This window comes from Pseudomonas sp. DVZ6, from assembly GCF_024259445.1.
In the GTDB taxonomy this organism is placed as follows: Bacteria; Pseudomonadota; Gammaproteobacteria; order Pseudomonadales; family Pseudomonadaceae; genus Aquipseudomonas; species Aquipseudomonas peradeniyensis.
The window spans coordinates 32224-45422 of the sequence record NZ_JANCLM010000025.1; the positions used below are offsets into that span (position 1 = coordinate 32224).

The 13199-nt window shown below is 63.0% G+C and carries 10 protein-coding genes; 6 read left to right on the plus strand and 4 right to left on the minus strand.

Annotated features, from left to right (window positions below; translation table 11 throughout):
• Positions 1–10 precede the first annotated feature (10 nt).
• On the minus strand, positions 11–1570 hold the full coding sequence (gene glgA, locus NMG10_RS15705) for a glycogen synthase GlgA (RefSeq protein WP_254464668.1): 1560 nt from the start codon (positions 1568–1570) through the stop codon (positions 11–13).
• A gap of 492 nt (positions 1571–2062) precedes the next feature.
• Positions 2063–2230, minus strand: coding sequence for a DUF6026 family protein (locus NMG10_RS15710; RefSeq protein WP_220037411.1), 168 nt, complete (start codon positions 2228–2230; stop codon positions 2063–2065).
• Between the two features lie 160 nt (positions 2231–2390).
• Here NMG10_RS15710 and gnd point away from each other — a divergent pair, with 160 nt between their 5' ends.
• Positions 2391–3410, plus strand: coding sequence for a phosphogluconate dehydrogenase (NAD(+)-dependent, decarboxylating) (gene gnd / locus NMG10_RS15715; RefSeq protein WP_274235410.1), 1020 nt, complete (start codon positions 2391–2393; stop codon positions 3408–3410).
• Complete coding sequence (gene zwf / locus NMG10_RS15720; protein WP_203647324.1) at positions 3411–4904, plus strand: glucose-6-phosphate dehydrogenase; 1494 nt, start codon at positions 3411–3413, stop codon at positions 4902–4904. It begins immediately after the preceding gene.
• A 60-nt stretch (positions 4905–4964) separates the two neighbouring features.
• Here the strand turns inward: zwf and NMG10_RS15725 are convergent, their stop codons facing one another.
• Entirely contained in the window at positions 4965–6014 is a 1050-nt protein-coding gene (locus NMG10_RS15725) for a 3-oxoacyl-[acyl-carrier-protein] synthase III C-terminal domain-containing protein (RefSeq protein ID WP_254464670.1), read from the minus strand.
• 736 nt (positions 6015–6750) lie between these two features.
• Here NMG10_RS15725 and NMG10_RS15730 point away from each other — a divergent pair.
• Positions 6751–8547, plus strand: a complete 1797-nt coding sequence (locus NMG10_RS15730) for a glycoside hydrolase family 15 protein (protein ID WP_232855914.1) — start codon at positions 6751–6753, stop codon at positions 8545–8547.
• Between the two features lie 61 nt (positions 8548–8608).
• Here the strand turns inward: NMG10_RS15730 and NMG10_RS15735 are convergent, their stop codons facing one another.
• Positions 8609–9685: a type I restriction endonuclease gene (locus NMG10_RS15735; RefSeq protein ID WP_232855915.1), complete on the minus strand. Its 1077-nt coding sequence runs from the start codon at positions 9683–9685 to the stop codon at positions 8609–8611.
• Between the two features lie 635 nt (positions 9686–10320).
• On the opposite strand from NMG10_RS15735, the gene NMG10_RS15740 reads away from it, so the two are divergent.
• From NMG10_RS15740 to NMG10_RS15750, 3 genes are all read left to right on the plus strand, one after another.
• Positions 10321–10569 carry a hypothetical protein gene (locus NMG10_RS15740; protein WP_232855916.1) on the plus strand — a complete coding sequence of 83 codons (249 nt, stop codon included), beginning with the start codon at positions 10321–10323 and terminating at the stop codon, positions 10567–10569.
• Between the two features lie 316 nt (positions 10570–10885).
• On the plus strand, positions 10886–11083 hold the full coding sequence (locus NMG10_RS15745; protein WP_232855917.1) for a DUF1737 domain-containing protein: 198 nt from the start codon (positions 10886–10888) through the stop codon (positions 11081–11083).
• 512 nt (positions 11084–11595) lie between these two features.
• Positions 11596–13158: a mechanosensitive ion channel family protein gene (locus NMG10_RS15750; protein ID WP_254464687.1), complete on the plus strand. Its 1563-nt coding sequence runs from the start codon at positions 11596–11598 to the stop codon at positions 13156–13158.
• Positions 13159–13199 lie beyond the last annotated feature (41 nt).

Here is a 13199-nt window from a genome sequence, read left to right on the forward strand (position 1 = left end):
AGCTCTCCGCTCAGTAGTGGACGTGCCGCGCCTGCTTGACCAAGTCCTCGTATAGGCGTGCATAGGGCTCCACCGCCTGGCACCAGTTGAACGGCTGGGTCATCGACAGGCAGCGCATGGCGTTCAGCAGGTTCTTCTTGCCGTACACATAGAAGGCGCGGGCCAGGGCCTCGCGGTAGCTGTCGACGGTCGAGTCGTCGAACAGAAAGCCTGTTACACCGTTCTCGATGGTGTCGGCCAGCCCGCCGGTGTTGCGCGCCACCGGCAGCGAGCCGTAGCGCTGGGCGTACATCTGGCTCAGGCCGCAGGGCTCGTAGCGCGATGGCATCAGCAGGAAATCGCTGCCTGCGAACATGCGCCGGGCGTCGGTCTCGTTGAAGCCGATGCGCACGCCGATACGCCCCGGATGACGCAGGGCCAGCTCGCGCATGGCCTGTTCCTCCTCGGGTTCGCCGCGGCCGATGATGGCGATCTGACCGCCCTGTTGGACGATGTAGTCGGCCACTCCCAGGGTCAGGTCCAGGCCTTTCTGGTAGACCAGCCGCGACACTACGGCGAACAGCGGCCCGTCCGACGGCTCCAGTTCGAACAGCTCACGCACCTGCTGGGCGTTGCGCGCCTTGCCGGCCCAGTCGTTGAGGCTGAAGTTGTGGTGCAGGTGCTGGTCGGTGGCCGCGTCCCAGCTTTCGTCGATGCCGTTGGGGATGCCGCCGAGCAGCCCTTGTTGGGCCTTGCTGGCAAGGAAACCGTCCAGGCCGCAGCCGAACTCGGGGGTGGTGATCTCACGGGCGTAGGTGGCGCTGACCGTGGTGATGTGGCTGGAGTAGGCCAGCCCGGCCTTGAGGAACGACAGCTTGCCGTAGAACTCCATGCCTTCCTGCTGCATGGCGTGGTCGGGGATCGCCAGCTCCGGGCTGCAGCCGCGGCTGTACACGCCCTGGTAGGCCAGGTTGTGGATGGTGAACAGGGTCGGCGTGCTCAGGCCGCGCCAGTGCATGTAGGCCGGGGCCAGCCCGGCCGGCCAGTCGTGGGCGTGCACCAGGTCGGGGCGCCAGTGGGCCATGCCTTCGCCGGCGGCGATTTCCGCCGCCGCCAGGCCCAGGCGGGCGAAGCGGATATGGTTGTCGGGCCAGTCGCGGCCGTTGTTGGCGCCGTAGGGCGTGCCGTCGCGCTGGTACAGCTCGGGGCAGATCAGCACGTAGATCACCAGGCCGTCGGCCAGGTCCATGCGCCCGATCTTGCACGGTGGCAGGGCCGCATGGCCGCCCAGTTCGCCGACGATATGGATGGGGTTGTCGCTTTCCATCACCTGGCGGTAACCGGGGATCAGCACCCGCACGTCGTGCAGGTGCGCCAGGGCGCGGGGCAGGGCGGAGGACACGTCGCCCAGGCCGCCGGTCTTGACCAGGTCGGCGATCTCCGAGGTGACGAACAGGATCTTGCGCTTGTTCGGATTGTGCTGGCGCTGGGCGCCGGGTGCCTTGACTGTCGGGGCGAGCGCCGATGGCAGCGGCTCGCGGCTATCCGGGTTGAATGACTCTACGTGAGGTTCGACAGCGGCACTGATCATACTTCTCTCCGTCCCTTGTTCTGGTGTGTGCTTAACGTTGGCTCGTGGGTGTGCTCTCTGATCGTTGTTGCATCTTCGTAGTGCGGTCCTTGCCCCAGATACGTGCGCGCAGGCACGGCACGTTCGGCATTCCGGCCGAAAGACGTATGAACTGGTTGGGGTGGGCGGGCCTGACGTGAGGAAGTCCTTTTGCGTCGGCCCACTTAAGTCCTGACCTGCCCGTGTTCTGCAAAGTTCGACTTTTTTACGTCACTTTTTTATGAGCAAAACGCGGGCCGAAACTGGAGTGTAGGAGACGAAATGCGAGAAAAGTGACCCGTTGGTCATTTTTCTCGAGGGCGTTTGTCCGCGCAAACGTTGGCGAGTTGTTGCAAAATATGAGGGTCGCAGCGCAACGCAACGGGTTCGACCCGCGACGGGCGCGATACGGCAACAGGAAAGGGCGTCAGCGAGAGGGTGGGAGCCAGGGCGCTCCCACACGGGAAGGGTGAATCAGAGACCGGCGGCCTTGCCTTGCACGCGGGCCTGTTCCAGCAGCAGGTTCAGCTGGGCAACCTGCTGGCGCAGCTGGTCACGTTCGTCCTTCAACTGGCGCAGCTCGTCGCGGCGCACGGTGACGTAGAGGGTCTGGGTGGGAGTGGCTGGCATCAGGGTACCCATGGCACACCTCGCATGGCTGGTGACAATTTGAAGCGTAGTCGCTTCGCGCGGCGCGCATTCTGAATTCTTCGCAGGCCCTTGGGAACTTTTTTGTTTATCGTTGTCGCCCCGTTCGTCGGTGAACCCTACGCCAGAACGCTGGACTAATCTGAAATCGTCAATTGTTGTAAAGCAAAACCAACGGGAGCGTCGTCACATGCAACTGGGAATCATCGGGCTTGGCCGCATGGGCGGCAATATCGCAAGGCGCCTGATGCGCGCAGGTCACAGCACTGTGGTCCACGATCGCAACCGCGAAGCCATCACCACCCTGGAAGGCGAAGGTGCGGTGGGCGCCGATACCCTGAAAGAACTAGTGGATAAGCTCGAGGCGCCACGGGCCGTGTGGGTCATGCTGCCGGCGGGCGAAATCACCGAGCAGACCATCGCCCAGCTGGCCGACCTGCTCAAGCCGGGCGACGCCATCATCGATGGCGGCAACACCTTCTACAAGGACGACGTGCGCCGCGCCGCCGAGCTGGGCAAGCGTGGCCTGCACTACCTCGACGTCGGCACCTCCGGCGGCGTGTGGGGCCTGGACCGTGGCTACTGCATGATGATCGGCGGCGAGAAGGCCGTGTTCGAGCGCCTGGAACCGCTGTTCAAGGCCCTTGCCCCGGGCGTCGGCGACATTCCGCGCACCCAGGGCCGCAGCGGCGAGCATGAGCGCGCCGAGCACGGCTACATCCACGCCGGCCCGCCCGGTGCCGGCCACTACGTGAAGATGGTGCACAACGGCATCGAGTACGGCCTGATGCAGGCCTACGCCGAAGGCTTCGACCTGCTGCGCAGCAAGGGCGGCCCGGAATTGCCGGAAGACCAGCGCTTCGACCTCAACGTCGCCGAGATCGCCGAAGTGTGGCGCCGTGGCAGCGTGGTCACCTCCTGGCTGCTGGACCTGACCGCCGACGCGCTGGTCGCCGACCCGCAGCTGACCGAATTCAGCGGTTCGGTGTCCGACAGTGGCGAAGGCCGCTGGACCATCGACGCCGCCGTCGAGCAGGCGGTGCCGGTGCCGGTGCTGTCCAGCGCGCTGTTCGCCCGCTTCCGCTCGCGTCAACAGCAGGGCACCTACGGTGACAAGATCCTCTCCGCCATGCGCCTGGGCTTTGGCGGCCACGTCGAGAAGAAGAAGGACTGAATGAGCAAATCGACCATCCCCGCTGCGCCGCCCTGCACCCTGTTCCTGTTCGGCGCCAGCGGCGACCTGGTCAAGCGCCTGCTGATGCCGGCGCTGTACAACCTCAGCCGTGACGGCCTGCTCGATCGCAACATGCGCATCGTCGGGGTCGACCACAACGCCGCCACGGCCGAGGCGTTCGCCGAGCGCCTGCATGCCTTCATGGCCGAGCGCGACGCCGGCAAGTGCCTGGACGAGAAGCTCTGGGCACGCCTGGCCAAGCGCCTGGACTACCAGACCGGCGATTTCCTCGATCCGCAGACTTACCAGGCCCTGGCCCGGCGCATCGACAAGACGCGCCACGGCAACGCCATCTTCTACCTGGCCACCTCGCCACGCTTCTTCCCCGAGGTGGCCCAGCGGCTGGGCGATGCCGGCCTGCTCGACGAGTCGGGCGGAGGCTTTCGCCGGGTGGTGGTGGAAAAGCCCTTCGGCACTGACCTGGCCAGCGCCGAGGCGCTCAACGCCCGCCTGCTCAAGGTGATGAACGAGCGGCAAATCTTTCGCATCGACCATTACCTGGGCAAGGAGACCGTCCAGAACATCCTGGTCAGCCGTTTCTCCAACGGCCTGTTCGAATCGTTCTGGAACAATCATTACATCGACCACGTGCAGATCACCGCCGCCGAGACCGTCGGCGTCGAGACGCGCGGGGCGTTTTACGACAACACCGGCGCCCTGCGCGACATGGTGCCCAACCACCTGTTCCAGCTGCTGGCCATGGTCGCCATGGAGCCACCGGCGGCCTTCGGCGCCGACGCCGTGCGCGGTGAAAAGGCCAAGGTGATCGGCGCCATCCGCCCCTGGTCGCAGAAGATGGCCCTGCGCAATTCCGTGCGTGGCCAGTACAGCGCCGGCAAGCAGGGCCGCAAGCAGTTGCCCGGCTACCGCGAGGAGGCCAACGTCGCCGCGCACAGCCAGACCGAGACCTACGTCGCCCTCAAGGTGATGATCGACAACTGGCGCTGGGCCGGGGTGCCGTTCTACCTGCGCACCGGCAAGCGCATGAGCGTGCGCGACACCGAGATCGCCATCTGCTTCAAGCCGGCGCCCTACGCGCAGTTTCGCGAAAGCGAGCTGGAGCGGCCCAAGCCGAACTACCTGAAGATCCAGATCCAGCCCAACGAGGGCATGTGGTTCGACCTGCAGGCCAAGCGCCCGGGGCCGGAGCTGGTGATGGAGAATGTCGAGATGGGCTTCGCCTACAAGGACTTCTTCAAGATGACCCCGGCGACCGGTTACGAGACGCTGATCTACGACTGCCTCACCGGCGACCAGACCCTGTTCCAGCGTGCCGACAACATCGAGAACGGCTGGCGCGCGGTGCAACCGTTCCTCGATGCCTGGGCGGCCGAGGGCGGTGAAGTGCACGGGTATGCGGCGGGGGAGGATGGCCCCGAGGCCGGCGACGAGCTGCTGGCGCGGGACAAGCGCGAGTGGCACACGCTGGGGTGACGCCAGCGGGGATAGCGACCTGCCGCCGTTGCAGCACGGCGGCAGGTCTTCAGAGCAGCCCTACAAGGTAAACGACAGCGCCGAGAACACCATCCCGCCACTGCCCGCCCAGCCCATGCAGAACTGGCCTGGCTCGGCTTCGCCGCGGCTCATGGCATCAAAGATGCCGAAGGGGATCGACGCGGTAATGATGTTGCCGGTCTTGTGCCCGACGTGATGCAACTTGTGATCGACGCCAATCATCTGGCCAATGTGTTCCCACATCTTTGGCGAGCCGGTATGGATGAACACTTTGTGCACGTCGTCCGCGGTGAGGTTTTGCATGTTGAAGACTTTTATAGCTTCGTTGCGCCCGTCTTCGTGCAAGGCGGCGGCATAGGAGTTGAACTGGTACTGGCCACCGGTCGGTTCGATCTTGGCGATATCGGCCTCGTTGCAGAACAGCTTCCAGTCCGGCAAGGAGATCGTCGACAAGTCACTCAGGTCAGGTCGGTTGATATAGGAGAACTTGAAGTTCCCCGGTGCCTCGTTACTCAGGATGGTGACGACAGCGGCCTCGCCAATGGTAAAGCTCGGGAACTTGTAGGCCAGTTCGGCTGGCGACTGCAGCGAGAAATTCTTGGGCATCACCGGCCCGCCTTCCGACATGCCGAACTCCATGTTGACGATGGCGGCGTAGCGGATTTCACCGGCTTGCATCTTGCTGTTGATGACGTCCATGGCCGTCACCCAGCCGTTGCAGGCATCGACCACATCGAAGTTGCGGCAGTTCAGGCCCAGCGCCTTGGCGATGAAGGTACTGTTGGCCGGCTCGATAAAGCCGCGGGTAACGTTGGGATAGATCAGCAGGTCCAGGTCGGCCTTGCTGATATTGGCCTGGGCCAGCGCCGCGTCGAACGCTGCTTCCATCAGTGCCATCGGCGTCTCGTCAGCCGCCAGCCAATGGCGGGTGTCGCTGCCGCTTTTTTCCAGCAACTTGCCGATGGTCTTCAAGGTTTTCGGCAAGTCCTCCTGGAAGGTGTCCCTGGAGTGTTGTTCGACCAGGTCGATGACGTCCTGGTTGGTGACTTGGCGTGACGGCAGTATTGCGGAAAGTCCGACGATCTTCATATAACGTCCTTGTTGAGGGGGTTGATCCTGCGCGGTATGTGCGCATGAGTGGAGGCGTGCTCATCCTTGTAAGCAGCCATTGGCCTGATGCTTGCCAGTCAAGCGAAAGGGGGCCGCTCTGCGACCTTTCGCCGGCAAGCCGGCTTCCACAGGGCGCGTGCATTCCCTGAGCCTGCGCTGTATCCGTGGGAGCCGGCTTGCCGGCGATGGGCTGCGTAGCAGCCCCGGTGACGCCTACTGACTGGCATATTTCTAGCACAGGGTATTCGCGAACCAATGCCGTGGATCAATGTTCCTGCGTGTCGCCAGCGGCACAACTCAAGTGCTGAGTTACGTGTTGTTCCATAGGAGATCGCGTAGGGAACTGTTATCTCTGTGGGAGCAGGCTTGCCCGCGAAGCAGGCGCTGCGGTGCCTGGCACCGGCTATGCCGGTGTTCGCGGCTAAAGCCGCTCCCACAGGTACAGCGCTCGATTCAGCGTTTGCGCAATCCTGTGGGAGCGGGTTTACCCGCGAAGGGCTGCAAAGCAGCCCCAACAAGTGCGATGAAGCGCTAACTGACTGGCATTAGGCGTCGGCGTTCTTACTCTAGGGCGAAGCGGGCGGAGACCTCCCAACAGGAACGGTCTTGATTTCATGTAGGATTTTTCGCAGCGCAGGGCTTAAACCAATGCTCAGTGGAACGACCAGCCGCAGCGAAGCATCCAAACCCAGGCCAACCCGCCAGAGGATCCCCGATGCCTGCCCCGATCGAAGACTACGCCCTCATCGGCAACTGCCGCAGCGCCGCCCTGGTCAACCGCGACGGCGCCCTCGACTGGCTGTGCCTGCCGCGCTTCGACGCCCCCGCGGTGTTCGCCGCCTTGCTGGGCAACGAGGAAAACGGCCGCTGGCGCATCGCCCCCAGCGACCCCGTCGAGCACAGCACTCGCCGCTACCTCGACGACACCCTGGTACTGGAAACCACCTGGACCACCGCCAGTGGCCGCGCCCGGGTGCTCGACTGCATGCCCTTGGGCGAGCGCAACGCCGTGCTGCGCATCGTCGAGGGCCTGGCCGGCGAGACGGCCTTCGAGATGGACCTGGTGCTGCGCTTCGACTACGGCCGCAGCGTGCCCTGGGTGGAAAAGATCGATCCGCTGACCCTGAGCGCCGTCGCCGGTCCTGATCGGCTGATCCTGCGCAGCAGCACCGAAACCCATGGCCGCGACCACCACAGCGTCGCCCGTTTTCGCGTGTGCGCAGGGCAGCGCCAGGTGTTCAGCCTCTGCCACCAGGCCTCGCACCTGCCCGTGCAGCCTGATTGCGATATCGACCACGACTTCGAACAGACTCTCGAGCAGTGGCGGGCCTTCGCCGCCCGCTGCCCTGATGTCGGGCCCTACACCGACCGGGTGCGTCGTTCGCTGTTGACCCTCAAGGCCATGACCTACGCGCCTACCGGCGGCATGGTCGCCGCCGTCACCACGTCGCTGCCCGAGCGTGTCGGCGGCGAGCGCAACTGGGACTACCGCTACTGCTGGCTGCGCGATGCCACCATGACCCTGCTGGCGCTGATGAACCTGGGTTATTTCGACGAGGCCCAGGCCTGGCGTGAATGGCTGCTGCGCTCGGTGGCCGGCAATCCCGAGCAGATGCAGATCATGTACGGCCTGGCGGGGGAACGTGACCTGCCCGAATTTACCTTGCCCTGGCTACCGGGTTACGAGGGCTCGCAGCCGGTGCGGGTCGGCAATGCCGCCGCCGGCCAGTTGCAGCTGGACATCTACGGCGAACTGGCCGACGCCATGACCCAGGCGATCAAGGGCGGCCTGCCGCGCCACCCGCGCGGCGCGGCCATCGCCCGTGCGATCCTGCCGTACCTGGAAGGCATCTGGCGCGAGCCGGACGAGGGCCTGTGGGAGGTACGGGGCGGTCGCCAGCACTTCGTGCACTCCAAGGTCATGGCCTGGGTCGCCTTCGACCGGGCGGCGGGTCTGGCCGATACCACCGAGGAAGGGCGTGAGCGCAGCCGGCATTACCGCCAGGTGGCGGACGAGATCCGTGACGAGGTCTGCCGGCGCGGGCTGGACGCCGGCGGTCGGCACTTCGTCCAGGCCTACGGCTCGGCGGAGCTGGACGCGAGCTTGCTGCAGATCGCCCTGACCGGCTTTCTGCCGGCCGACGATCCACGCTTTCTGCGCACCCTGGAACAGATCGAAAGGCGCCTGCTGCGCAACGGCCTGCTGCTGCGCTACGACAGCGACAATTGCAGCGACGGCCTGACACCGGGGGAGGGGACGTTTCTGGTGTGTTCGTTCTGGCTGGCGGATGTGTATGTGCTGCTGGGGCGGCAGGACGAGGCGCAGGTGCTGTATGAACGATTGATGGGCTTGTGCAATGACGTGGGGCTGCTGGCCGAACAGTACGACCCGGCGGGGAAGCGCATGCTGGGGAATTTCCCGCAGGCGTTCAGCCATATCGGGATCATCAATACGGCGTTGAACCTGCACCGGGCGCAGTGTCCGGTGCGGGATCGGGCGGGGAGCAGTTGATGGTGAGAAGGTAGGGTTGCCTTTGCCCTGGCTGCACTCCAGTGGCGAGGGCGTCTTTTCTTTACTCGTAGTAGCCCACGGTGTCCCTTAACTGATCAGCGAATTCGTAGATGTCGTCTAATGAGTTAATGGGGTGGCGTGTCTCATTTTTATCTTTGTCGAAAATACCGATGTATTTTTGTGAGCGGTTGAAGTGAAGCCGGGTGATCGGTTTCCGGTTGTTGTCGTCTAGTAGAATCCCGAAATAGCTCTGTGTATCTCGGTGGATGACACGTTTGGAGTCCACAGTGGTACGGACAATAGCTTTGACTATGTGGAAACCTTCCAACTCATCCATTGTGGTTTGAATGCGATCTTCTGCATTATCCGAGGACTCGCTCTGGGTTTCGGTAACAACCTTTTCAGCAGGGGTTGGGTAAGAAACACCACTCATGGCTGACTTCAGGCGATCGTTGATCTGGTCATTCAAAAATTGAGATGCTGCCTTGCGAGTCAGCAAACTGAACTGCTCTCTTACTTTTTGAGTGATGACGCCATCGTAGACGCGTGAGGCGAAGAATTTTATGAAGTCATCGTCAGGTTGGCTGAATTGTGACGCGATGACCCGTTTGATCTGCCCGACGTATTTGAGCTCTCCTGCCGCATTGATTATTGAGTCAACGTCGAAGGCTGATTTTGTAAGTTTCTGCAGCTCCGGGATAACGTGCTCATCAATATCGAGAAGGTCGATTTCCAAAAATGGCTTTTCATCCATTTTATTCGGTGCGTCAAGGTCTGTGAAGAAGCGGTAATGCCGCCCATTCGTCAGTATTGAAATTCTGGCCGTTGTGACGTGAAAGTAGCGGAATAATTGGCTCGCATGGTTGATGTTGAGGGGCTCGCCAATTTTCTTCGTTTCGATGAGGATCTGGATTTCACCATTTTTCAAAATGGCATAATCAATTTTCTCACCCTTCTTTGTGCCCACGTCACAGACGTATTCTGGAACAACTTCGGACGGATCGAAAACGTCGTAGCCCAGGACGGAGTGGATAAAGGGCATGATGAATGCCGTTTTAGTGGCTTCTTCAGTTTGAATGCTCGAAGCCAGTTGGTTGACCTTGGCGGCCATCGCGTTGAGACGTTCTACAAATTCCATTTGCGCTCCAGTGCGTGCTCACCCATCCGGGCGTTAGAGGCAAGACGCTACTATGGTGGATCAGCTTGCCGCTACTGTCGTTTCATCCATGCTGGATACCCGAACAGGCAGGTGAAAGCCACAATTTAGCTGCCTGAAAGTTAATCCTACATCCGCAGAACGATCAGATTTTCCTCATTGCTTGTAGTCCATTTCCGAATCATCCTTTGGCCCCTCCCCAGCCATTGCTACGGTTTTCTCAGCAATCTACGCTCCTTCGGTCGTTGCCAATTCAGCGACCGGGTCTGCAAGCCTGTGTGTGATAGGAAGCCTAGGGTCTGTACGAAATGTGTCTGCGCGAAGGCCAGACAAGGCGAAACGGGGGGAAGAAGCGGAGTGTACTGGAGTACATGAGCATTCCGAGCCCCGTTTCAACGCAGTATGGGCGAGTGCAGATACATTTCGTACAGAGCCTAGCGCTAACTGCTAGGCCGCCGACGTATGTCTGTGGCTGATTTATGGCGGTTGTGTGTGGGTGGCCCTCGGGCCAGCCGGGTTTTCTCCTATTGCCCCGGTCTTGCAGCCCTGCACACGACCGCCACCATTACTTGCAAGGTAGTGAATGGCGGCATCTTCCAAGCAAAGGGAGCAGCGCCATGTTGAAGATCGTCCCCGATCCACCGCCATCCAATCCTTCCCCTCATCACATTGAAGACACCCTGATCCAGGCAGCGGAATACGTGCGCTGCGCCCTGATCGTGGCCCATCAGTCGGTGCTGGCCTCACATCCGCATTCGCTTGGTGCAACGCTGGCGCTGACGGCGGTGCACGAGATGGAAACGGTACGCGCGCTGCTGGACTGCGCGTTGGCGCAGGTGCCAGCACAGGTGCAGACACACCATTGAGTTTGCGCATCCGGCGTGGGATGCAGTGGTTGAAGTGGGCATGTCTGGCGATGATTGACGTTGGCTGCGTGGGTGGCCGCGCTGGCGCTATCGCGGGGCAAGCCCGCTCCTACAGGTGCTGTGCAGTGTCTGAGACAGGATTTCCAGCCAAGCAAAGACCCTGTAGGAGCGGGCTTGTCCCGCGATACCGGCGCAGCCGGTGCCATCCGTATGGAGCATGCCCGCTCAGGCCCCACCGAGGCGAATCGACGTGGCAGCTATGGCATGATGCCCGGCCGCGCACGCGATAGACGCCTGCCATGAAAGGAATACTCAGATGCCCTCGACCCCACCCAACGGCCTGCCGGTCTATCGCCTGATCACCGGCAAGGACGACGCCAGTTTCTGCCAGCGTATTTCCGAGAGCCTGGCTTTGGGCTATCAGCTTTATGGTTCGCCCAGTGTGACCTTCGATAGCAGCAAGGGATATGTAGTGGCTGCCCAGGCGGTGCTGTGGCCGGTAGCCATGGACTGAGACGGATGGATGCCGCAATCCGCCTGCGGCGGGCCATGCTCTATGACATGGACCGAGTAAGGGCCGCCAGGTGTCCGACGCAAGCCTTTCAGCGCCTGTGAGATCGAGCGCCGCCCGCGCGGCGCATCGCGACGCAAGGCCGCTCCTACATCTGTTTCGGGCCAGTCAATCCTGTGCCATTACCTGGGCCGCCTTGTTGGCACGACGCGGTTTCAGTGTGGGCATCGTTGCCGTCCCACCTGTCTCAAGGCATGCGCCAAGGCGGGCAACCATGGCCTGACAGGTTCGGCACGTTGCAACAAATGTAGGAGCGGCCTTGCGTCGCGATGCGCCGCGCGGGCGGCGCTCGATCTGATAGGCGCTGCAAGGCTTGCGGCGGACACCAGGCAGCCTGAAGCCCCCGCAACGAGCAGCTACGCTTGCGTGCTATAGGTCACGCAAGGCCAGGGAGCTGCCTGATGAAATGCCTGTACTACCTGCTGTTGTCGCTGTTGTCGCTGATCCCCGCCGCCATGGCCGACGACGCCGATGGCACAGCACCTGTCGCGGCGCAGTTGACGGTGGCCAACCGCACGGTCTTCACCTTCCACGCCAGCGTGCTCGGCGAACCCCCGACAGTGCGAGCGCAGCGCGCCCGGGCGGTGGTCGACGAGGCCCTGCGCGGTGCCGAGGGGCTGCAGGTGCGGGTCGATCCGATGATGGACAGCCAACTGGTCCTGATTGGTGACCGGCGCGCCTTCATCGTCGCCCCGCAGGACCTGCCGGGCGGCTCGGGCGATACCCGGGCGGCCGCCGAGCTGGCCGCCATGGTGTTGCGCCAGGTGGTGGACGAAACCGGCGAGGCGCGCAGCCTGCATTTCCTGTTCGTGGCCCTGGGCTACTCGCTGCTGGCCACGCTGATCTACCCCGCGCTGCTCAAGGCCACTCATGTTGCCCGGCGCAAGCTCACTGGCCTCTTGCCCAGGCTGATGCGCAACCGGGCCTACCAGCTCAAGGTGGGGCAACTGCCGTTGTTCGACATGCAGTACGTCTATGCCTTGGTCGACCGCTTGCTGCGCCTGTTCTACTGGCTGCTGGTGGCGCTGTTCAGCTACCAGTGGCTGAGCTTCGTGCTGTCGCGATTCCCCTACACCCGCCCCTGGGGCGAGAGCCTCAACCTGCACCTGCTCGACCTGCTGCGCTACCTGCTCGACGGGATCGTCCATGCCATCCCGGGCATCGCCGTGGCGATCACCATCTTCTTCATCGCCCGTGGCATCAGCAGCTTCAGTCGCCGCCTGCTGGAGCGCCTGGCGCGCCCCGGCAGCGTGCCCTGGCTGACCGGCGAGACCCTGCAACCGACCACGCGCCTGACCTCCCTGGCCATCTGGCTGTTCGCCCTGGTGATGGCCTACCCGTACCTGCCGGGCTCGGGCACTGATGCGTTCAAGGGCTTGTCGGTGCTACTGGGCCTGATGATTTCCCTGGGCGCCTCCAGCGTGGTCGGCCAGGCGGCGGCGGGGTTGATCCTCACCTATTCGCGCACGCTCAAGGCCGGCGAGTATGTGCGGGTCGGCGAGCACGAGGGGACGGTGACCGAGGTGGGGATGTTCAACACCACCATCCGCACCGGGCTGGGGGAAGTGCTGACCTTGCCCAACTCGATGATCACAGGTTCCGTGACCCGCAATTATTCACGGGCGGTGCAGGGGCTGGGCTATATCGTCGATACCGTGGTCACCATCGGCTACGACACACCCTGGCGCCAGGTGGAGGCGATGTTGGCCGAGGCGGCGCGGCGCACCGACGGCATCCTCGCCAGTCCCAGGCCGCAGGTGTTCCAGACCGGGCTGTCGGACTTCTACCCGGAATACCGCCTGGTCGCCCAGGCGGTGCCGAGCGAGCCGAGGCCGCGGGCGGAGCTGCTGAGCCTGCTGCACGCCAATATCCAGGATGTGTTCAACGAATACGGCGTGCAGATCATGTCGCCGCATTACCTGGGCGACCCGGCACAGGAGAAGTGGGTGCCGCCCGAGCGCTGGTACAGCGCGCCGGCGCAGGCGCCGGATGCGGCGAAGCCCGATATGCCTGGCTAATCCGAGAGGCCGGCTGGCGGCGAAAAGGCAGTGGTGGCTTT

Coding starts and splice junctions, on each gene's coding strand:
- NMG10_RS15750 (WP_254464687.1), top strand. CDS start 11,596: ATGGCCGACGACGCCGATGGCACAGCACCTGTCGCGGCGCAGTTGACG.
- NMG10_RS15735 (WP_232855915.1), bottom strand. CDS start 9,685: ATGGAATTTGTAGAACGTCTCAACGCGATGGCCGCCAAGGTCAACCAA.
- NMG10_RS15745 (WP_232855917.1), top strand. CDS start 10,886: ATGCCCTCGACCCCACCCAACGGCCTGCCGGTCTATCGCCTGATCACC.
- zwf (WP_203647324.1), top strand. CDS start 3,411: ATGAGCAAATCGACCATCCCCGCTGCGCCGCCCTGCACCCTGTTCCTG.
- NMG10_RS15710 (WP_220037411.1), bottom strand. CDS start 2,230: ATGGGTACCCTGATGCCAGCCACTCCCACCCAGACCCTCTACGTCACC.
- NMG10_RS15730 (WP_232855914.1), top strand. CDS start 6,751: ATGCCTGCCCCGATCGAAGACTACGCCCTCATCGGCAACTGCCGCAGC.
- glgA (WP_254464668.1), bottom strand. CDS start 1,570: ATGATCAGTGCCGCTGTCGAACCTCACGTAGAGTCATTCAACCCGGAT.
- NMG10_RS15725 (WP_254464670.1), bottom strand. CDS start 6,014: ATGAAGATCGTCGGACTTTCCGCAATACTGCCGTCACGCCAAGTCACC.
- NMG10_RS15740 (WP_232855916.1), top strand. CDS start 10,321: ATGTTGAAGATCGTCCCCGATCCACCGCCATCCAATCCTTCCCCTCAT.